General features: G+C 47.5%; 17 protein-coding genes and 1 pseudogene. 5 read left to right on the plus strand and 13 right to left on the minus strand.

The window, feature by feature from the left end:
• Positions 1–27 precede the first annotated feature (27 nt).
• The 7 genes and pseudogenes from ACR6Z4_RS10675 to ACR6Z4_RS10705 form a co-directional block, all read right to left on the minus strand.
• Positions 28–2898 carry a zinc-dependent metalloprotease gene (locus tag ACR6Z4_RS10675; RefSeq protein ID WP_479717248.1) on the minus strand — a complete coding sequence of 957 codons (2871 nt, stop codon included), beginning with the start codon at positions 2896–2898 and terminating at the stop codon, positions 28–30.
• 877 nt (positions 2899–3775) lie between these two features.
• On the minus strand, positions 3776–4495 hold the full coding sequence (locus ACR6Z4_RS10680; RefSeq protein WP_479717249.1) for a hypothetical protein: 720 nt from the start codon (positions 4493–4495) through the stop codon (positions 3776–3778).
• Between the two features lie 232 nt (positions 4496–4727).
• Positions 4728–4856 (minus strand): hypothetical protein, encoded by a 129-nt coding sequence (locus ACR6Z4_RS10685; RefSeq protein WP_479717250.1) that lies wholly within the window; start codon positions 4854–4856, stop codon positions 4728–4730.
• A 297-nt stretch (positions 4857–5153) separates the two neighbouring features.
• Positions 5154–5906: an SDR family NAD(P)-dependent oxidoreductase gene (locus ACR6Z4_RS10690; protein ID WP_479717251.1), complete on the minus strand. Its 753-nt coding sequence runs from the start codon at positions 5904–5906 to the stop codon at positions 5154–5156.
• An 18-nt stretch (positions 5907–5924) separates the two neighbouring features.
• Entirely contained in the window at positions 5925–6512 is a 588-nt protein-coding gene (locus ACR6Z4_RS10695; RefSeq protein ID WP_479717252.1) for a pentapeptide repeat-containing protein, read from the minus strand.
• A gap of 188 nt (positions 6513–6700) precedes the next feature.
• On the minus strand, positions 6701–6871 hold the full coding sequence (locus tag ACR6Z4_RS10700; RefSeq protein ID WP_479717253.1) for a hypothetical protein: 171 nt from the start codon (positions 6869–6871) through the stop codon (positions 6701–6703).
• A gap of 353 nt (positions 6872–7224) precedes the next feature.
• Positions 7225–7473 (minus strand): annotated as a pseudogene (locus ACR6Z4_RS10705) (DUF1830 domain-containing protein); the annotation flags it as partial.
• 203 nt (positions 7474–7676) lie between these two features.
• Here ACR6Z4_RS10705 and rarD point away from each other — a divergent pair.
• Positions 7677–8615, plus strand: coding sequence for an EamA family transporter RarD (gene rarD, locus ACR6Z4_RS10710; RefSeq protein WP_479717254.1), 939 nt, complete (start codon positions 7677–7679; stop codon positions 8613–8615).
• Here rarD and ACR6Z4_RS10715 read toward each other — a convergent pair.
• Positions 8612–9943 carry an inorganic phosphate transporter gene (locus tag ACR6Z4_RS10715; protein WP_479717255.1) on the minus strand — a complete coding sequence of 444 codons (1332 nt, stop codon included), beginning with the start codon at positions 9941–9943 and terminating at the stop codon, positions 8612–8614. The genes rarD and ACR6Z4_RS10715 overlap by 4 nt on opposite strands.
• Before the next feature lie 255 nt (positions 9944–10198).
• Between ACR6Z4_RS10715 and ACR6Z4_RS10720 the strand changes: the two genes are divergently transcribed.
• Together ACR6Z4_RS10720 and ACR6Z4_RS10725 are read left to right on the plus strand one after the other, a co-directional pair.
• Positions 10199–10549 (plus strand): hypothetical protein, encoded by a 351-nt coding sequence (locus tag ACR6Z4_RS10720; protein WP_479717256.1) that lies wholly within the window; start codon positions 10199–10201, stop codon positions 10547–10549.
• 576 nt (positions 10550–11125) lie between these two features.
• Complete coding sequence (locus tag ACR6Z4_RS10725) at positions 11126–11965, plus strand: Npun_R2479 family HD domain-containing metalloprotein (RefSeq protein WP_479717257.1); 840 nt, start codon at positions 11126–11128, stop codon at positions 11963–11965.
• A 123-nt stretch (positions 11966–12088) separates the two neighbouring features.
• Here ACR6Z4_RS10725 and ACR6Z4_RS10730 read toward each other — a convergent pair whose 3' ends face one another.
• A complete protein-coding gene (locus tag ACR6Z4_RS10730) occupies positions 12089–12268 on the minus strand; it encodes a hypothetical protein (RefSeq protein ID WP_479717258.1) in 180 nt (59 codons plus the stop codon).
• Positions 12269–12300: 32 nt separating this feature from the next.
• Between ACR6Z4_RS10730 and dinB the strand changes: the two genes are divergently transcribed.
• Positions 12301–13374, plus strand: coding sequence for a DNA polymerase IV (dinB, locus tag ACR6Z4_RS10735; protein WP_479717259.1), 1074 nt, complete (start codon positions 12301–12303; stop codon positions 13372–13374).
• Between the two features lie 355 nt (positions 13375–13729).
• On the opposite strand, the gene ACR6Z4_RS10740 is transcribed toward dinB, so the two are convergent.
• Positions 13730–13879 (minus strand): hypothetical protein, encoded by a 150-nt coding sequence (locus tag ACR6Z4_RS10740; RefSeq protein ID WP_479717260.1) that lies wholly within the window; start codon positions 13877–13879, stop codon positions 13730–13732.
• 27 nt (positions 13880–13906) lie between these two features.
• On the opposite strand from ACR6Z4_RS10740, the gene ACR6Z4_RS10745 reads away from it, so the two are divergent.
• Positions 13907–14557 carry a hypothetical protein gene (locus tag ACR6Z4_RS10745; RefSeq protein WP_479717261.1) on the plus strand — a complete coding sequence of 217 codons (651 nt, stop codon included), beginning with the start codon at positions 13907–13909 and terminating at the stop codon, positions 14555–14557.
• 268 nt (positions 14558–14825) lie between these two features.
• On the opposite strand, the gene ACR6Z4_RS10750 is transcribed toward ACR6Z4_RS10745, so the two are convergent.
• From ACR6Z4_RS10750 to ACR6Z4_RS10760, 3 genes are all read right to left on the minus strand, one after another.
• On the minus strand, positions 14826–15875 hold the full coding sequence (locus ACR6Z4_RS10750; protein WP_479717262.1) for an ABC transporter substrate-binding protein: 1050 nt from the start codon (positions 15873–15875) through the stop codon (positions 14826–14828).
• Between the two features lie 497 nt (positions 15876–16372).
• Positions 16373–17884 (minus strand): amidohydrolase family protein, encoded by a 1512-nt coding sequence (locus ACR6Z4_RS10755; RefSeq protein ID WP_479717263.1) that lies wholly within the window; start codon positions 17882–17884, stop codon positions 16373–16375.
• Positions 17885–18072: 188 nt separating this feature from the next.
• A complete protein-coding gene (locus tag ACR6Z4_RS10760) occupies positions 18073–18981 on the minus strand; it encodes a ferritin-like domain-containing protein (RefSeq protein ID WP_479717264.1) in 909 nt (302 codons plus the stop codon).
• Between the last annotated feature and the right edge of the window lie 376 nt (positions 18982–19357).

Raw genomic sequence — 19357 nt, forward strand, 5'->3', positions numbered from 1 at the left:
TTCTAAAGGCACTGGAGGAAGCTCTCATCAGCCCGACTGAATCTGGGCATCTAATGCTTTCGTAATGCGATCGCGGGCTTCTTCTAAATGGGCTCGATTGGCGATGTCGAGATCATTACCCTGGCGACGAAGGGTGCGAACGATCGCTTCTCGCAATTGCTGAAGTTGGTAGCGAGCAATCACACGCGCATCTTCGGGTGCATCCATCGTTCGTCTGGCGACAATAAAATCAGTAAAACTGGTGGCATTCTGCAAAGCATCGGTATTACGCACCGTCATGCTGATGAGAATTTCCAGGTATTGTCGTTGTAAGCCTCGACGCAGACTGGAAATTTCTAAAGCACCCTCAGGACGTTGCAATACTTCTGCCCAAAGTCCCCGTTGTAAGCTATCAAATAGCTCTGGAATGGTCAAAGTTTCGCCTGTATGAGTACGCAGTTCAGCATCTCGCAGACGTGCCAACCGTTCAGACGATAGCAGATTGCTTAAGACCAGGCTTTGGAGGAATAGGAAATTATCGTAAATGGGATATTCCAACGAAAAAATTTCGGGATAGCTACCCCAATGGCTCCAGCGAGAGGGTGCCAGTTGATTGATCAGATCGGGTGAGAATTGAAACGCATTGTCAGAGAAAACATAGTCATTGAGAATGTTGAGGGTCTGACGTTGTTTTTCGACGGCAACGTGTTCAAAGGGTAAACGTCCACCCGGATCACCTCGGCGATCGCGATTAAAGACTTGTCCGCCAATATAACGGGTCAGATTGGTGGCGTTATTAAGATAGTGAGAAAAGACCGTATTAAAGCGATCGCGTAGTTTACTATAACTCTCTCCGGGTAAGGGATAACGTTGTTCCAACCGTTGCCAAATCGCCCGGTCATTATCCATTTGATGTTGGGAATAAAGCAACATATCGCCGCTCAAATCCCAATAATTGGCATCCGGATCTAAGCCACTGATGGCATCTTCATCGGTGGCATAGGCAAGCCCCGGTTCTGCAACTCGCTGGGCAATGGATTCTAAGGCGCGTTGTTCTACCCTTGGATTTGTGGCATCAACGTACTTATAGCCATACTCAATTGCCCATTTATCGTAGGGACCGAGTGTGGTTGGAAAGTAGTCACCTTGTTCGATACCGGGCGGAGCTAAGTTGACGGGCAAGTAGTCCATCACCGATCCGGTCATCCCTTGAGTTTGGGTGACGTCAGCACTATTTAGATCTGCCGGATCAAGCATGGTACTGCCACGAAAATTGTGCCGCAGTCCCAAGGTATGGCCAACTTCATGGGCAGTTAATAGCCGCAAAAACTGGTGCAAGTAAGTTTGCATAGCGTCACTGCTGGGCAATACATTTTGCAATGTGGCGATCGCCAATCCACCCATTGCCATTTGCTGCGACGCTTCCATCCCAAAGCATTGCTCCTGCGCCTGCAACAGGGCAGATGGCGACGTTGGGGCAGGAATAAGTGGATTGCGTAATGCCGCTGCCGTTGCCCTATCTCCTGTGGCAGTTAGCCAATCTACATAGAGCTGATCTAAGCCTTGGCTGCAAAAGGGCAAATCTGCACTGGATAAGTTCGCAAACTGGCTATTTTGTACCAAGACATCGAGATCTTCCTCGGTCATACGTACCGCTTTTGCATCCAGTAAAATATCAGCATCCAGGATTTCGCCCGTTAAAGGATTGACCCGCGACGGTCCAAAACCAAGCGCTCTAGGACGATAACTGGTTGACCACCGAACCACGTTATAGCGCACATCGGCTGGATCCCAGTCCGCCTGATCTGGCATTTGTCTGACCTCGATCGCATCCTTGAATCCGGCTTGTTCAAAGGCGCTATTCCATAGCAAAATGCCTTCTCGAATGGCATCACGATACTCTACAGGCACCGTATTTTCAATCCAAAAGACAATGGGTTGCTTTGGTGCTGAGAGGGCAGCATGAGGGTCTTGAGGCTCTAAGTGCCAACGGTTGAGGTAGCGGACAAATAAATCATCGGTGCTGCGGCTGGAAAAATCTTGATATGCCGTAATGAAATAACCAATGCGATCGTCTGCAAGGCGGGAATGGTAGCCGTTTTGCTGAGGCAGTTGAGAAAAGCTGTAGTGAACGGTGAGGTTAAAGGCGCGACTATCGGGGAGGGCATCTAACGAAAATAAGGTGTCATTGGCATTGGAAGATCTAGAAAATCCATATACCGCATCCACTTCTAAATTGAGCGGAAATGCTTTTACGGTTTCTAAATACGACACCTCTGAATTGAGGGTATAGTCTTGATCCAGAACATGAGTAAAGCGAGCGCCCAGATCAGGAAAATTGGTGTCATCCTTCAACAGCAGGTCGCTGAAATCAATCAGCATACTGCGTCGTTCTGGATGAATGCTGCGAATCGGTAGTGTTGCGATCACCGTGTCGCTAAAGGCTTGCTGGGTGGCACGCGACTGAGGATCGGATGGATCTGTGCGAAAGTAAACGTTGGGAATGACTAACTGGATCTGGTTTCGCTGACGACGAAATTGAAACAAGAAATCATTCACCGGGGTACCGCGATGCAACCCACTTTCACCCACGCCTGCGTCGAGGGTAATAATACTGAGAAAGTTCTGATTGAGCTGATCTGGGCGGATCTCCATCAGTACTTTGCCCTGCTGGCGATCGCGGTAGAGCGTGAGTAAACCGTCCAGGGTTTCTAACCCATCGGTCAGTTGGCTAAAAGGTTGAGTATCAAGGCTGGTGTTGACATCCTGGGCGATCGCTCGTTGCCCCCACAGAGGCAAGACGCCTGCTTGAACGTTAACCCAAATCAATTGCAGAACCAATACAAAAAGAACAATGAATCCAAATTTAAGCCGTTTCATGTGCTGCGCGTTAACCCCAGTCCATCGCCGTAGAGACATTCCTGCATTAGCTTATCCAACAGAGACCGAGATCAGCATCCCTTTCGTAAGTTAAATTGACAAATCGACCTAACTTTGCCTAGTGAGGTGATGGCAAGATAAAAGTAGGCGCAAAGAAAATTGCACTCCATTTTTAGTTCAGGTCATGGCAACGGGGTGGATAGAAAATTAAGGCGTCACTGATGTGAGCCATGAAGTTTGGTGTGAGTACCGCACTTCGCGCGGCACTCACACCAAACTTCATAGTTGGATTGAGGCAACACCGATGTTAATAGATCGTGTAAGATGCACAACCTACTACTACTGATAGTGGGTATGAATTGGAAGGCACAACGTTGGAGTTTGCATTTTACAGCCATTTTCAATTGATTAAGCCACAGATTTTTTGTTGTGTGCCGCGCGGAGCGCGACACACAACAAAAAATCTAGACATATTCAAGCGCGAAGCGCTGTAATTCATACCAGGATTCATCAATACAGCATGACGTACCCATAAGTGGTAATGTGATGTGTTGCCGAGCGGCATGCCCATAAGTGGCAACACATCACATTGCTCTCACAGTGGTGTAAGGTCATACCAAAATACCTGGACAATAAGTATCCAGGCAAGATCAAACTCAAAAACGAAACTTCCCACTTCTCCACGAGCGGTGGTGTGAAAGTCGTATTTTAAGCACAAGGGTCTCCCACAAATTGGCATTTGATCAGTTTAAGCAGGGGGAAGCCACTGACCAACCCAATTTGCAAGAGATCCAATAGAACCGTGAAGCTTTCATTGTCACAACCAGAAGCATCATTCTTTCCAGAGCAGACGTGAGTGTGGAATACATCGTTTCCACACTCACATTTATCCTGACTGATCGTGATGCTTCAAGGGTTATGCTTTCAAGCTAGCATCAGCCACTTCTTTAGAAGCGCCATATTGACCTGTTTTGCCGCGAAACCATTTTTTGGTTTTTAAGCCAACAGACAATACATTAGAAAGCCGAGCACGAATGTTAGCCCGTGCTTTTTTGGGGATATTATCCACAAAAACAGACTCGATGATCTTGGCAACTTCTAGCATTTCATCGGGCTGACGTTCTAAAACCGCTAAGACCGCTTGCGGCAGAGAGATACTGCGAAATTCCTTTCGCACGTAAGACTGCCAATCGTCGGGGGCTTGCGTTGCGGCGCTGCTTGTTGTTTGGCTCAATCCAGATGTCTTGCTTTTAGCCGCAGACAACTTGCTTGGAGCCGATGATTTAGCTTTACCCGGTGCTTTACCCTTACCCACGGGCTTGCCTGCACGGCTTGTTTTGCCGGTAGAGGCAGCCTGCCGTCGAGTTGTTGGTGCAACAGGTTCTTCTGCCGGTTCAGGGGCAGCGTGATTCTCTTTCAGCATTGAAGACACTTCAATGGATGATTGAGGGATGTCTGCTACGACTCCGGTAGACTCAAACAAGTTAATGACTACTTGCAAGCTCTTGCGCTTATCTTGAATGGTTTCAAGCTGAGTGCGTAGTAGCGCCTCTTGAGATTCAAGGTCTGAATCTGCTTCCAACAATTTGACAGCAATTGGGTCTGAAGTAGAGTTGGAGGGTTGAGAATTCTTCATGGGACAACCCCTGCGTTGTAGATATAGTTCAAGGTTCGATTCTAAAGGTCATAGTAACTACTTTAATCCTATATCTAATAAATGCTACAAAATCAGTATTATTTGCAGAATTTTAGTACTTTAACTCATTTATCTGCAAATAATATTAATCTGACAGTGTTTGATAAGGGATCAAGCACTATCTAGTATGCCAGCTAATATGCCAGGGTACACTTATTTCTACTCCGCTTGATCAGGGCTTTGATGGTTGGGCAAGGGGTAAGGAAGACGGATAAGGGGTATTGCTGTATTTGGGTCGGTATTCCAATTCATCCCAGACTTCCAATTCATCCCAGAATCCAACACGGGCAGATAAGGGCATTGCTTACAGCGATTTTCAATCGCTTACAACCAGATTATGTGTGTGAGAGCCACGCTTTGCGCGACTCTCACACATAACGATGACTTACTCAAATGCAAAGCCCTATTGTCATCCAGCCATGAAGTTTGGTGCAGGTACTACGATGCGCGCGGCACCTACATCAAATTTTATGGCTCAAATTAGCAACCCCGGAGAAGAACCCATCCGATCTTGGGATGGTTTTACGGTGGTATGGTTTCAAATTACCCCTGCACATTTCAATCTCTTGATAGATTGCAACATGGCAACAGGTCATGTTTACCAGGGTAATTGACTACCATCCCAGGAGAAAAACTCACCACTATCTTTTTCCTGGAGGTGTTCAAGTACCGTTAGGAGTTGTTGAACGGTGCGCTCGACCGTAAATAGGCGATCGGCTGGAACACTGCGTTGAAAAGGTCGGGACAATTTCGTGTCGGTTGTTCCGGGATGCAAGGTGACGACAATTGCTCGGGGGCAGGTTCGTTTATATTCAATGGCGGCTGTCCGCATCAGCATATTCAGGGCTGCTTTGGAGGCTCGATAGCCATACCATCCCCCCAACTGGTTATCACCAATACTGCCGACTTTGGCAGAAATGGTAGCCAGGATGCTGCGATCGCCATGTTTGAGCAAGGGTTGCACATGCTTTGCGAGCAGTACTGCACCAATACTATTGACTTGAAAATACTGTAATAGCTGGTCGCTGTTGAGATGACGTAAGCTCTTTTCTGGTTGCATCGTGCCTTGATGCAATACGCCGACGCAGTTGATAACAGCGTGAAGCGTTGCTGTCTCAGACTGAATTTCTTTAACTACGGCTGCAATCTGCGCTTCATCAGTAATATCCATAGGCAAACAGCGGAGATGTTGATCTGTAATAGTTAACAGATCTGTCTGCGGATTCCGATAGGTTGCGTAAATGCGGTGGGGCTGGGGAGATAGTTGACCCTGAATGCGATCGCTTTTGAGAAGTTGCCGAACGAACTCTAAGCCAATTCCCTGACTGGCACCTACAATCAATGCATTCATAGATTATCGTGAACCGCGTTAACAAACCGCCTGTTGCAAAACTGCCCTTGCGCCGATAGCTCGATCGAGATTGGCTTGATATAAGTCGGCATGACTGAGATTGGTGCCTGTCAAATTAGCCTTATACAAGTTTGCATTCGACAGATTAGCATAGCTGAGATTGGCATATCGCAAGTCTACGCCAGATAAATCAGCTCCGCGCAAATCGGCATGGGTCAAATCGATCAGGCGCAAATCGGCATCCATCAAAATAGCTTTGCGTAAATTCACCTGGTTGCAATTGGCTCGAATCAAAACGGCTTTGTGGAGATTCGCCAAACTCAAGGTTGCGCCGCTCAGGTTGGTGCGCCACAGGAAAGCTCGCCTTAAGGTTGTCTCATTTAAGCATGCACCCTGGAGATTGCTCACGGACAAATCAGCTCCGACCAGGTTAGATTGGCTGAGAACGATACCAACCAACTGTTTCTCGACCAGGTTGATATCGCGCAAATCAGACCGATAAAATTCTCGTTCGCCCTGCTGATACCGATCTAAAAGCTCATCAGAGCTGATCAAACCAATGGGGGTTCGTTGCCTGGAAGCTGTGTGAGAAGAACTAACATTCATTTCAGGACACATGAATAAAGACCAATGAATGGTGCGATTGGAAAGTGCATCGCACAACACAATTCAGGCAGACTTCGAAAAGAACAGTCGTTATCCGTTGGTAAGTGAACCGTTCTATCAAACGGGAGAGGGTTAGATGATTTGCTAACTCCGTCGCATTTTGCAAATCATCCAACGCAGTCGTGCAATTAACTCAGCGTCAAAACAGTAAACAGAGTAGAAACAACCAGCACAGTGGCGATCGCCGCTTTCCAGAGAGACTCTTGCTGCTGCGCCGGAGAAGGCATTTGAGCCGCATACGCGACTGCTTCAGCTCTACGGGGGGTGATCACACGCCGACTGCCATTGGTGTAATACATAGGATTCTCCTGAATTTGTATTTATGTAAACAATTGTAACAGACGATTCATAAATTACAACACATCCTTACGGGATAGGCTTTTGGTATGGCTGAACCCAGCTATGAAATTTGTTGTGGGTGCCGCGCGACGCGCGGCACCCACAACAAATCCGTCCTGTTTGAAGCCCAATTCGGGATAGTATGGCGGCGCAATTAGAAACGGTGCCCCCAACCCAGAAGAGAACACCGTTTCTTGATCTTGCTATAGCTTGAATAGCTTTGTGGGAGAGTGCGGCTCCGCCGCACTCTCCCACAAAGTTGGAGTTTTAATGCTGTAAGGATACTAACGTTGCGATCGCGCTAATCGTTTTTTACTTGCAAGCGATCGCAGGCAATCCGATCTGCCAAAATAGCGCTGGCTGTGCTGCTGCTGTGAATTTCAAGCTGAGCGACAGCAGGGGCTTCAAATAACAAACGCTGTCCTGGAAAAACAACTCGCTCAAAATACCAGTTTGGGATATCGGTGATGCGCGCAATTTGAATCTGATTGCTTGTATTAACGTAGCAGCACAAAATCGGGTTGGCAGAACCCGTTGCCAGAGTATCTAAAGTTTGAGTCATGGTCTATTTCAGCACTATAGGATTTTCAAACGAGCTTTAATGCGTATCTTTTTTTGAAAATTAACTTTTCTTAACTTGATGCATCCCTCAATCTGCATATTAACGCGTGAGGGACACTGCATCCTCATCCTTTTTGCTGAATGCTGAGATCGCGATGAGGCGATCGCTAGGATGGGGAAAGTACTTTTCCTGGGGTGTTTTGTTTGAATAGCAACCTTCGTCCTGACGTATCACCGTCACCTATTGTTCGGTCTGGGGCTTTTTATGCAGTTTTAGCCTATCTTGCCTGGGGGTTACTTCCCATTTACTGGAAATTTTTTGGTCAGATTCCAGCAGCTGAAGTATTGAGCCATCGCATTGTTTGGTCATCTATTTTTTTGACGGGTTTACTCGTTTTGCAACAGCGTCAGTCAGAGTTTGCTTCATTATGGCGATCGCCCCAAAAACTTGGCATTTTATTCGCCACGGCTTCCCTGCTGACCTTTAATTGGGGTCTTTACATCTACGCTGTCAACACCGATCGGGTGATCGAAACGAGCTTAGGGTACTTTATTAACCCCTTGGTCAATGTCCTGTTGGGATTCCTGTTTTTGCGAGAACGGCTGCATCGCGGGCAACAAGTGGCAGTTTTGCTAGCGTGTTTGGGCGTCGCCAATTTTATCTGGTATGTTGGGCAAGTTCCCTGGATTGCACTGGCATTGGCGTTTTCCTTTGGTAGTTATGGTCTGCTGCGAAAAATGGCGACAGTAGCACCCATGGTTGGTTTGGCTGTTGAAACGTTGCTGGTTGCTCCTGTTGCTTTACTGTTGATTGGGCATTGGGCAATTACAGGGGAGGGGCATCTGGGGCATTCCTGGTCAATTAGCGTGCTGTTCATGGGGGCTGGAGTCATGACTTCGTTGCCCTTGCTCTGGTTTAACACGGCTGCCAAGCGGTTGCGGTTCTCTACATTAGGCTTTTTTCAGTACATCGCTCCGAGTATGCAATTGATGTTAGGTGTCTTTCTCTATCACGAACCCTTCACCCACACCCATGCCATCACCTTTATTTGCATCTGGTCGGCACTGGCGCTCTATTCCTTCACGTCATGGCAGGGTAACAAAAATAGTCTTTCTGAGAAGCCTGATTCTATCCGGGGCTAGCGTTGCCACGCAATGATGGCAATGCGGCAGAGTCCGGCAGACAATGCCATGCTTAAAGGGATAGTTACAATCCAGGCTGACGCAATCTGGATCAGGGTTTTAAACTGAATCGGATGTGACTGAATGTGGGGTTGTGTTTTCGCGAGAGTTCGAGTTTGTATCTGTTGCAGCAATCCAATTCCCACCACTCCACCCACGATCGCGTGAGAGGTCGAAACAGGTAAGCCTGCCTGGGATGCGAGCAAAATAGTTGTGGCGGCTCCCAATTCGGCACAAAAGCCGCCACTGGGTTGCAATGAGATGATGCCTTCTCCCACGGTAGTAATCACGGCTTTGCCCCAAATGGCTAAGCCAAACACGATGCCACATCCCCCCAACAGTACGATCCATAACGGAATAGAGACGCCCTGAGTGGGAACAACGCCGTTTTGAATCACATAGGCGATCGCCGCTAAGGGTGCGATCGCATTGCCAACATCATTTGATCCGTGAGCAAAGGCGACCAGACAGGCACTACACAATTGAAACTGTGCCATGGTCTGTTCAATCGCTCGTTTCGTCGATGAAGATTGGGGTTTGCCAGGGGTTGGTTCGCTGTCCAAATCAGAATCTGGGGTGCGGATAGCTTGGGTTAATCGCTGCCAATTAAATAAAGTGAGGCTGGCGATCGCACTAAGTCCGACTATTAATAAGAGGCTATGGTGGGGCAACGGCATCGATTGCAGCGGCAAGCCATCGATCACCTGGGGTAAGACAATCACCCCAAACACGCTAATCAACCCCGTGCTGAGCCAGGGAATCCAGTCATAAAGTTGCTGTAGGGGATGGCAACTGGTGAGAATCCAGCGATGAATCAGACTATATAATAGAGCAGCGATCGCACCGCTGATGATGGGTGTCAGCATCCAGGATAAAGAAATCAGCCCCAGCATTTGCCAATCAACCGCTTGCATGCCCACCGTCACCCAACCAAATCCGGCGATCGCTCCCACCACGGCATGAGACGAAGCAACGGGTAAACCCAATCCAGTCGCTATTTGCAACCACACCCCGCACGCAACAAGCACCGCCATCATGCCAATCACCAGCGTCTGCGGCTGAGCGGCAAATAAGTCAGGCGACACAATATCAAGCATTAACGTTGTGGAAACCTGTCGCCCAAACAAGAGCGCACCACTTAATTCCAAGACGCCAGCAATGATCAATGCCTGCCGTAGCGTCACAGCTTTTGAGCCAACAGATGTACCCATTGAATTGGCGACATCGTTAGCACCCAGGTTCCAGGCAACATAGAAGGCAAGGACTGCCGTCAAAATTAGGATTAACATCGGCTTGCCGCAGATAACAACTGCATCGACTAACCTGGCGATTTAGGATCACAAACGAACTAAAACCCAGAAGGTTATGGTTGAAAGCGCGGCGAACGCCGCGCTTTCAACCATAACCCTTCGATCCGATTAAATGGCATTGCCAAATAACCTTCTCTAGTTTTTCCCGATTGCTTTTTAACGTAGTAAACATTCCGGTATTCCGGATTTGCTTACATAGCCAACTACCATCATTTATCTGAGGAAAAAATACCTATGTTGACTCGTTTCCGTACCATAGTAACAGCTCTGACGCTGACTCTGCCGTTGGCTGCACTAACTGCCCAATCAGCTTTAGCCAATAAATCAAATTTTAGAGTTTATAACGATAGCAGTTACAACATCCTGGAGTTATATGTTTCGGCATCCGACCGTGATACGTGGGATAACGATATTTTAGGACGCGATGTATTACCGAGTGGTTCCGATATCCAAGTTTTATTTAACGGTTCTTCCCCTAATCAATGTCTATATGATATCCGAGCTGTATTTGAAGGCGGACAGGTCTTAGAAGATTACCAAATAGATGTCTGCCAAAATACAAACTATACCTTCTACGACAACTGATGCCATCTCATCCGTGATCTATCCAGGTGCGAAGCGCTATAGTTACGACAATTTTTGAGGGTGTAGTATCACGCAGAGATATTTGGCAAAACGTCCCTACCGTAGTGATAGAACAACGGTAGAACCTGACTCAATCGAACTGGCAGAGGTGATGGGTTGAAATGTTCCACCCCGTGGAGCATTTCAACCCATCACCTCTGTAGTTTCTAGGGATCGTGGATCAAATTAGATCGACTGTTGCATCGTTGGCAGGGGCGAAGTCGTTCGTCTGTATACCAAATCATCGACATTATTCAATTCCCATTCCTGAGGGCGTAATGCTGTGGACTCAAGCACACGGATGTAAATATTTTCTTAAGTTACCAGGGTAATCGATATCCCGATAGAAAATATGCAAAATAGGAGTGAAGATCAAAAAGATCAGTCGGATTGAAAGATTGGCTATGCAGTTAATGCAAAACAATCAGACACTTCGTCTGTTTTATCTTGTCAAACCTATTCCAGTGGATAGCAGCCGTTTGCGATCTTCAAAACATCACTCTCTTATTTTCGCCCGTACAAGTGCGATTAAAGCCAATGTTAAATCCCAGTAAGCTGTTAATTGATGCATCTGTGTCAGCCATGAGGGAAGGATATCACCTCACCTATGGTGGTTTAAAGCCCGATTATGCTGACATCATTGCTTGGGTCGGGAATATGGCGTTAGAAAATATCGCCAACAGTAACGCACTTTACCACAACGTCGAACACACTGTTTTTGTTAGTTTGGTCGGGCAAGAGATTTTGCGGGGCAAGCATATTCGAGAGGGGGGCGTTGCCTGCGAAGACTGGCTACATTTTTTGATCTCTCTGGTTTGTCATGATATCGGCTATGTCAAAGGGGTTTGCCGTCAAGACTGCATTTCGCTCAGGGAATATTCGACCGGGCAAACGGGCGAAACAGTAGTTTTGCAAATGGGGACAACGGACGCTAGCTTGACCCCTTATCACGTCGATCGGGGCAAGCTGTTTATCGAAGAAAGATTTGGTGAGCATCCCTTGATTCGAGCGGAAATTATCAAAAAGAATATTGAATTGACTCGGTTTCCAGTGCCTTTAGATAGCGATCATCAAGATACGATTCACTATCCGGGTTTAGTCAGGGCAGCCGATTTGATTGGGCAACTCTCTGATCCACGGTATCTAGAAAAAATTCCGGCACTCTTTTATGAATTTGAAGAAACGGGAGTGAATAAGGATCTCGGGTATCGTCATCCTGATGATTTGCGGTTGAACTATCCTAAGTTTTATTGGAAGAGTGTCTATCCTTATATTAAAGATGCAACAGAGTATCTTCGACTGACGCAGGAAGGGAAGCAAATCCTTGCTAATCTATATACGCATGTTTTTGAAGTCGAACATGAATCTCTTCTGTAATACAGCAGTTGAGGGATTGATGAGAATAAAGGTTGTGTGAGAACCCGCGCTCCGCGCGGGTTCTCACACAACCTCCTAATTTAACCGTCTCGACCGTTGCTATATCAGCCTAGATGGTGACATTCATTCGATTTCATCCGTCTCATCCGTCTCTTGTGGCATCTCTCGTTCAATCAGCCAATGGCTCAACCGGGTGGAAAGTTGAGCCACACCCATGCCTGTGACCAGAATAAAACTCCAGAAAAGGACTGTCTCTACATTAGGCAAGAAGCTAAGATCAATATTAAATGGACGATTCATCATCAATCATGCCTTAAGTTTCTATGGTGCTTCGCGTGGTTCGAAAAATCATCCACGTTGATATGGATGCCTTCTATGCCTCGGTAGAGCAACGAGATCAACCAGAGTATCAAGGTAAACCTATTGTAGTCGGTGGTTCTCCAGATGTCCGAGGGGCTGTTGCCGCCGCCAGCTATGAAGCCAGAAAGTTTGGCATTCACTCGGCAATGCCCTCTCGGATTGCCATTCAAAAGTGCCCCCATGTCATTTTTGTCAAACCTCGATTTGATGTCTATCGGGCTATATCGCAGGAAATTCGGGCAATTTTTGATCGGTATACCGATTTGGTAGAGCCGTTGTCGTTGGATGAAGCGTATTTGGATGTCACAGAAAACAAGAAAAACAGTCCTTCGGCAACACGAATTGCTCAGGACATTAAAGACTGCATTGCACGAGAAACGGGCTTAACAGCTTCAGCCGGAATTTCATTTAATAAGTTTCTGGCGAAGATCGCATCGGGGATGAATAAACCCAATGGATTATTTCTGATTCGACCGGAAGCAGCAGAGGAATTTTTGCAACACTTGCCTATCGAAAAGTTCCACGGGATTGGGCAGGTGACGGCTGCCAAAATGCACCAACTTGGAATTCGGGTTGGGGCTGATCTACGTCAGTGGTCAGAGGCTGATCTGGTGGAACTGTTTGGTAAAGTGGGCGGATTTTACTATCGCATTGTTAGGGCACAAGATGAACGCCCCGTTGAACCGAATCGGCTTTGTAAATCCATCGGCGTGGAAACGAGTTTTGCCACTGACCTGAGCGATCGCTCATCTATGTTGAGTCAATTGGAAACAATTGCCGACACTTTAAAGCAACGTCTTGATCAAAAGCAGACCTATGGACGCACCCTGACCCTAAAACTGAAATATGCAGATTACCAACAAGTAACCCGCAGCAAGACCAGCACGTATAGCATACGAACCCGAGAGGACATCCTGGCGATCGCCCAGGAATTGTTAACAAAAACAGAACCGTTGCGTAAAAAAGTCAGACTTTTAGGACTTTCTGTTTCTAATTTGGAAAGTGGTAGCGCAGACCTGACTTACGTGCAGCTAACTCTGGATTACTAAGAATGACCCATTAAATAAAACCCATCGCGTTTGTTGTTATTAGCGCGGCATCGCCGCGCTAATAACAACAAAACTCCGAGTTGATTAAAACCTTCGATCCTAAATCGAATAGAGTTAAGGGACGGATGGTTTACCTATGGCAATGCCCTCGTTTCTCTGATAGATAAAGTTTAAAGAGAAAGGATCGGTCTTCGCTTTACATCTTTTATACTTATTAGTTGTCATCTTATTGTTCCAACTGAGATACACTGAATTGACATCGAATGAAAACTTTCGGAAGACGTCCCTCAGTTCCTATTTCAGTAAAATTGAAAGACGTTAACCGAATGACTCGATGAGATAGATCGAGAAATCATCAAAAACCTTCTTTTTGTTGTGGGTTTAAATGTATTTCTTGGGTATGTTGAGGTTGGCGTTGCAGCCCATCAAACTGCATACTGCACACCAAAGAATCTAGAGCATTGGCGATCGCCAACAATCCGTTAGTGAGGAGGCGTCGCAGCACAACTTATTACACAAACGGACATAATCTATGGCACCAGCAAGACGTTCATCCGCATCGACAACGATTCCAAAAACAGCCATTGAACTGGCGACCCTGGCTCTCCAAGATCTCAGCGAGAAACCCAAAGACGAATGGTCTTTGCGAGATACAGTTGAGATGATGCGTGAAACCATTCTCAGTGCAATGGAGAAGGGTTATTCTTACGAAGAAGTTGCCCAAATGCTGTCTGAGAAGGGAGTGGATATTACCCCACCATCCTTGAAGTACTACATGACCCGAGGTCGCAAGAGCAGAGACGCATCTACCAGCACAAAGGCTAAGTCGGCTCCAAGAAAGACAAAAACAGCCAAGGTGTCTGCGGCTAAAACTGCGGCAGCGGCGATCGCTGCTGCCCCCACGCCAGACAAAGCAGATGCACCCGCTGCCAACAAAGCTACTTCAGATGCGAAGAAGACGGCTGCTGCCGCAAAAGATGCAGCCCCAGATGCTCAGTCTGATGAAACTGCACCCGCAAAAACTACAAAACGCCCTGCCAGTGGCTCTGCTTCGAAAGCTCGCACGACTAAAACGGCGGCTAAAGCCCAATCTAAACCGACCACAACCAAAGCAAAAACAACCACCAGCAAACCCGGCACCAAAACAACATCCACCAGCCGCCGGAAGAAGGTGGCTGAATAAAACCTGGTTGAATCCCTATATAGCAGCCTAAATAAGGTGTAAGACAAGCGGCTTGTGAGAAGCACCCCCCTTTAGGGTGCGCCTCTTACAAGCCATCAGGATCGCTATGCAATGTTCAATGGCGTGAAGTACATGGTGTTGAGTGAGAGCTGCGCTTCGCGCGGCTCTCACTCAACATTCGCCATCTATCCAGGCGCGAAGCGCTATAGTTTTATGATTTGACATCATGTCGCGCTGGGCACGACATGGTACTGCTTGTCTGTGTCCATTAACTCGCTGAGATAAGAGCCTTAACAAATTGCGGATCAATCACCCTGGTTAGATCGGGAAGGCTATCAATTTGTTTCTGGTTCTTTAAAAACGTTGCTAATTCAGTCATGGGTTTTAGCAAGTAGAGGTCGCTTTGCGGATTGCTGAGCATCTCTACATTGGTTTGCAAATCAGGTAAACCGATGCCTTTGAGCTGCATTGCCAGATCATCTGGCTCAATTTCAAGTCGCTCGGCAGCGATCGCCAATGCTTCATCAGGATTGCTTTTGAGGAAATCCAACGCTTTAAAAATGCTGACGATGAAGGCTTCGATAGCCTTGGGGTTGGCATCAATGAAGTCGCTTCTAAACGCATACACATCTGCGATCGCCGTTGGCATCTTAGACGAATCGTAAATTACACGACCATCTTTCTGATTCTCATTGGCCTGTTCCAAAAAAGGCGAGTAGGCATAGACAATGTCAATGTTGCCTGCTTGATAAGCCGCTGCACCGGCATCGGGGGTCATATTGACGATCGTGATGTCATCGCCGGTTAAACCCACCTCTGCGAGAATTTGCAGCAAGAAAAAGTGTCCGACTCCTCCTTCCTGAACTCCAATTTGCTTTCCTTTGAAATCTTCAATACGGGTAATACTATTGCGCGCCAGGATGCCATCGCCACCCGACGATGTATCCATCACGGCAACAATGCGATACTCAACTCCCTTGGCAGCTAAACTAACGGCTTCTGACGTCACCGGGCAGACGGCTTGTAATTGTCCGGCAGTGAAGGCTGGAAATCCTTCCGCAACAGTGGGAAACAGTTGGAATTTTAGATCTAAACCTGCCTCTTTAAAGAAGCCTTTCCCATCGGCAATAAACATCGCTGTATCCCCAATCCACGTTGTAATGCCGATGGTGGTTTGGGTCAGCGTTTCGGATTGTGCTTCTGTGGTCGATCGCTCTTTCGATTGGCAGGCGTGCAGGCTTAAGCTACCTGCTGCCCCCGCAATCAACCACAACGTCTGTCGGCGAGTCCAACGCGAAGAAGATCTGAATGTATTCATGGTATGTGTCAAAGTCAAACAACAGGGTATGTATTAACGTCATCGCTTGAGGAAGGGGTATAGCCGCCATCGACCATACCCATTTCTCGGGACCGTGGATTTAATAAAACCGAAGATTGATGTGTGTCAATGTGGCGACGCCGCATTGACACACATCAACGTCCGAATTTTATTTAATCTATGATCTTGAAGGCTGGGGGCTACATGATCGTAGATGAAGGAAACTTTGACCTCTGATCGGGAACTGGTTGATTGGCAACACTCACATACCCTCACCCCAACCCCTTTTCCTGCTCTGGTATGGGGGCTTTGAGAACTCGTGAAATGATCCGGCTCTCTTCTGCTTGTGTTGAAGAAGGGGCTGGGGGATGAAGGGGAAAGATGTGTCAGTCAATCAGAATTGCGAGATACGCATACCAATAGGATGCTTCCAGTTTCCTATTTCCATGTGTACCTGGATTCAGCAATGCCCAAAATCTATCTCGTGCTAATGGGGGTTATAGTCGATTGTATTGATAACGGGGTGCTACGGCAAGATCATGCCATTGTTCGAAAAACTGAATGACGTAAGGTTCTAATGCGGCAATCAGGTGAGTGCGATCGCCAGTCTGGGCATCCCATAAAGTTTGATAAAGCGATCGCAAGCGATTGACCACAGTTGATTCATCCACTGTCGTGATCTGCCCATCTTGCAGCATGATCTTGCCCTGTGCCATCACCAGCTTGATATCGTCTGGCTGCGCCCGTTGCAGTACTGCCTGATACGGATCATGCCCGTGCCAGAGATACGGATACTGCATTCGCTCGGCATCTAACATCACTAAATTTGCCAGATGTCCTGGCTTGATGGCACCCATCTGCTGCCGTTGAAATGCTGTTGCTCCATTCACCGTTGCCATTTCAAATACCGTCCAGGGCTTCAATCCTTTGCTATGCAAACCGGGTGTGCGCTGGAGTAAGGCTGCCAATCGCATTTCAGACAGGAAATCGCTATCATCTGCCAAGCCCTGACCATCGGTACCCAATGCCACATTCATTCCGGCGGCTAAATAGTCGGCAACAGGGGCAATACCGTTGGACAAGCGCAGATTAGACGACGGACAGTGAACCGTGGTTACCCCGGCATTAACGATGAGTTCAATATCGCGATCGCTATACCAGACCCCATGCCCACAGGAGACATTAGCCGCTAAGAACCCTATTTCGGCTAGATAGGCGGTCATGGTCTGCTGTCGAGTTTTCAGTGCCCACTGCATTTCCATGGGCGATTCACTATTGTGCAAATGCAGGCAGGTATGGTGCTGAGCTGCTCGTTCGCACCAGAGTTTGAGTTCAGCTTCACTACACCATTCAGGACCATCTGGCGCAAGGATGAGTTGAATGCGATCGCCATATTCAGCCTGCAATGCCAGCCAGGTTTGCCAATAGGTGTCGGGTGATTGATAGCTACCTGTTAAGCCCAGACCTTTGTCTGCAATTTGCTGTCTTAAGTCAACCGGCAACGTGGCTAAAAACGTCTGATCATCAGCATACACATAGCCCAATTGCGTGCGAATCGTGGGGGCATACACCAGGTCTAACCCCAGATCTAAATACGCCTGGATAATATCGTGATGCTGAGTCGAACCCGACATATCCACGGTCAGGGTTACGCCCGAACGCACCAGTTGAATCGCAGACACTAACGTATTGAGATAGGTAAATTCAGAGGCGATCGCAGACGGAATTTCTAGCCCAGAAAGACGCAAGAGAAATAGTTCTAAAGGTGCATCTAGCGTTGCCCCCATCGAGAAAGTGCGCCAATTATGATAGTGGGCATTGACAAAACCCGGCAGCATCCAGGTCGAGGCATCCCCCAATTCCAGTTCAATGCCGTCTGCCCGTCGCAGTTCCTCATAGGTACCAACGGCAGTCATGAATTGACCCTCGACCAATACGGCTCCGTCAGAAATCCCAGGAGTTTCTGGATCGAGCGTTAAAACCTGAGCCCCCCGAAGCAAAATGGACATCGTTACCTCTCAACTGCAAACAAAGGTATGAGGAAGAGTAACGGTTTCCGCCGGGAAACCTCTACTCTCAACCACAAATCGGAAGAACCTATCCAAACAATAGCAAGGGGTAATCCTAAAAAAGTCATGATTTTTTGTGGCGCGGGCGATGCCCGCGCCACAAAAAATCATGATATGAATACCACTCCCTAATTTTCTTTAGCTTTTTTAGCAAGTGTCGCATTAGAAGGTCGGGTTAACCCTCCCAAAAACATGGGGACAAACCGCTCCATAAAAGCGTGTGGATCACGTTGCCAAGCCCTTTGTGCCGCATCAATCCGAGTCATTTGCAGGTCTGGAGAAAGCAATGCCTGGGGTAGACGTTCCATCAGATATTGAGGTCGCTCCCACATCGGTAACGTGTTGGCAATATCCAACAAATTACCCACGCGGCGCAGTTCTGCACCCAACGTAATATCCATGCCTGACTCAAAAGCTGCCTGCTCGATCGCCGTATATTTGCGCTTTGCCTGCTCTACCTGTTGACGATGCGCTGGACTTTGGCGTGCTATGTCTGCCAGCCAACGATTGCCCCACCGGACGTGTCCGGCTTCTTCGGGCAGAATTTTTTCGATTACCGTCTGAATTTTGAGATTTTCTTCCGTTTGGGGGGCTTGTTTGAGGGCATAGATGTGGGCTGAAAAGTACTCACAACCTCTTTTTTCGGTAACGTTGATGGCAGCAAGAGATTCGATCACAAAGTCATCCACAGTTTGCCCCGGAGTGGGCTCTTCTTTGTCAATCAACCGCTCAAATTCTTCGATGTACAACGTTCCGGGTGGAGTCCCAATATCGGCTCCAAGATCGACCAGCAAATCCGTCAACCACATGGCATGACGAGCTTCATCGGCAATGTGACGAGATAAGTCTTTTACCAGGGACGCTGGTTTGCCGTTGAGTTGTTCGATCAGAGTGGTTAGATCTTTGCAACTGCGCTGTTCGCTGTAGCGATAACGGTTGAGGGTAATGTGATGGACATCGCGATCGCACACGACTTGTTTCAGGACATCACGAGCGCTGTAAGCGTTTTGAAATTTCCGAGGATAAGTAACGGTCATAGGATGAGACTGAATTGTTTCGATTTGTAAACATTCTTGATCGTAACTTATTAATTAAAGTTGCGACGGTAGGCAATGCTCTAAAAATTGGGGTCGGGCTTCAAATGGAGTGATCAGGAGTTGGAAAAGCTCGCGCCGCGAGCTTTTCCAACTCCTGATCAGCAGAGCTAGAACCTGCAAATTTATCCCAAAAATCAGCAATGCCTGCTCACCTGGATGGGGTGAACTAGGATGATAGATCGGCGATCGCCATCCCTGGTAAATTTATACACAAAATTTCCTATCTACTCTTGAAATCACGTAGGATGGTGGGCTTAATCAAACCCGATTTGTTTGAAGAGGGTGACAGCTTTGCCGTCGCCCTCTTCAAACAGAC

This window comes from Calyptranema fuscum S582 (assembly GCF_055793305.1).

Excerpts from the sequence above, each read along its gene's own strand:
- ACR6Z4_RS10675 (WP_479717248.1), bottom strand. The coding sequence starts at position 2,898 with ATGTCTCTACGGCGATGGACTGGGGTTAACGCGCAGCACATGAAACGG.
- ACR6Z4_RS10680 (WP_479717249.1), bottom strand. The coding sequence starts at position 4,495 with ATGAAGAATTCTCAACCCTCCAACTCTACTTCAGACCCAATTGCTGTC.
- ACR6Z4_RS10685 (WP_479717250.1), bottom strand. The coding sequence starts at position 4,856 with ATGCCCTTATCTGCCCGTGTTGGATTCTGGGATGAATTGGAAGTCTGG.
- ACR6Z4_RS10690 (WP_479717251.1), bottom strand. The coding sequence starts at position 5,906 with ATGAATGCATTGATTGTAGGTGCCAGTCAGGGAATTGGCTTAGAGTTC.
- ACR6Z4_RS10695 (WP_479717252.1), bottom strand. The coding sequence starts at position 6,512 with ATGAATGTTAGTTCTTCTCACACAGCTTCCAGGCAACGAACCCCCATT.
- ACR6Z4_RS10700 (WP_479717253.1), bottom strand. The coding sequence starts at position 6,871 with ATGTATTACACCAATGGCAGTCGGCGTGTGATCACCCCCCGTAGAGCT.
- ACR6Z4_RS10715 (WP_479717255.1), bottom strand. The coding sequence starts at position 9,943 with ATGTTAATCCTAATTTTGACGGCAGTCCTTGCCTTCTATGTTGCCTGG.
- ACR6Z4_RS10720 (WP_479717256.1), top strand. The coding sequence starts at position 10,199 with ATGTTGACTCGTTTCCGTACCATAGTAACAGCTCTGACGCTGACTCTG.
- ACR6Z4_RS10725 (WP_479717257.1), top strand. The coding sequence starts at position 11,126 with ATGTTAAATCCCAGTAAGCTGTTAATTGATGCATCTGTGTCAGCCATG.
- ACR6Z4_RS10730 (WP_479717258.1), bottom strand. The coding sequence starts at position 12,268 with ATGATGAATCGTCCATTTAATATTGATCTTAGCTTCTTGCCTAATGTA.
- ACR6Z4_RS10745 (WP_479717261.1), top strand. The coding sequence starts at position 13,907 with ATGGCACCAGCAAGACGTTCATCCGCATCGACAACGATTCCAAAAACA.
- ACR6Z4_RS10750 (WP_479717262.1), bottom strand. The coding sequence starts at position 15,875 with ATGAATACATTCAGATCTTCTTCGCGTTGGACTCGCCGACAGACGTTG.
- ACR6Z4_RS10755 (WP_479717263.1), bottom strand. The coding sequence starts at position 17,884 with ATGTCCATTTTGCTTCGGGGGGCTCAGGTTTTAACGCTCGATCCAGAA.
- ACR6Z4_RS10760 (WP_479717264.1), bottom strand. The coding sequence starts at position 18,981 with ATGACCGTTACTTATCCTCGGAAATTTCAAAACGCTTACAGCGCTCGT.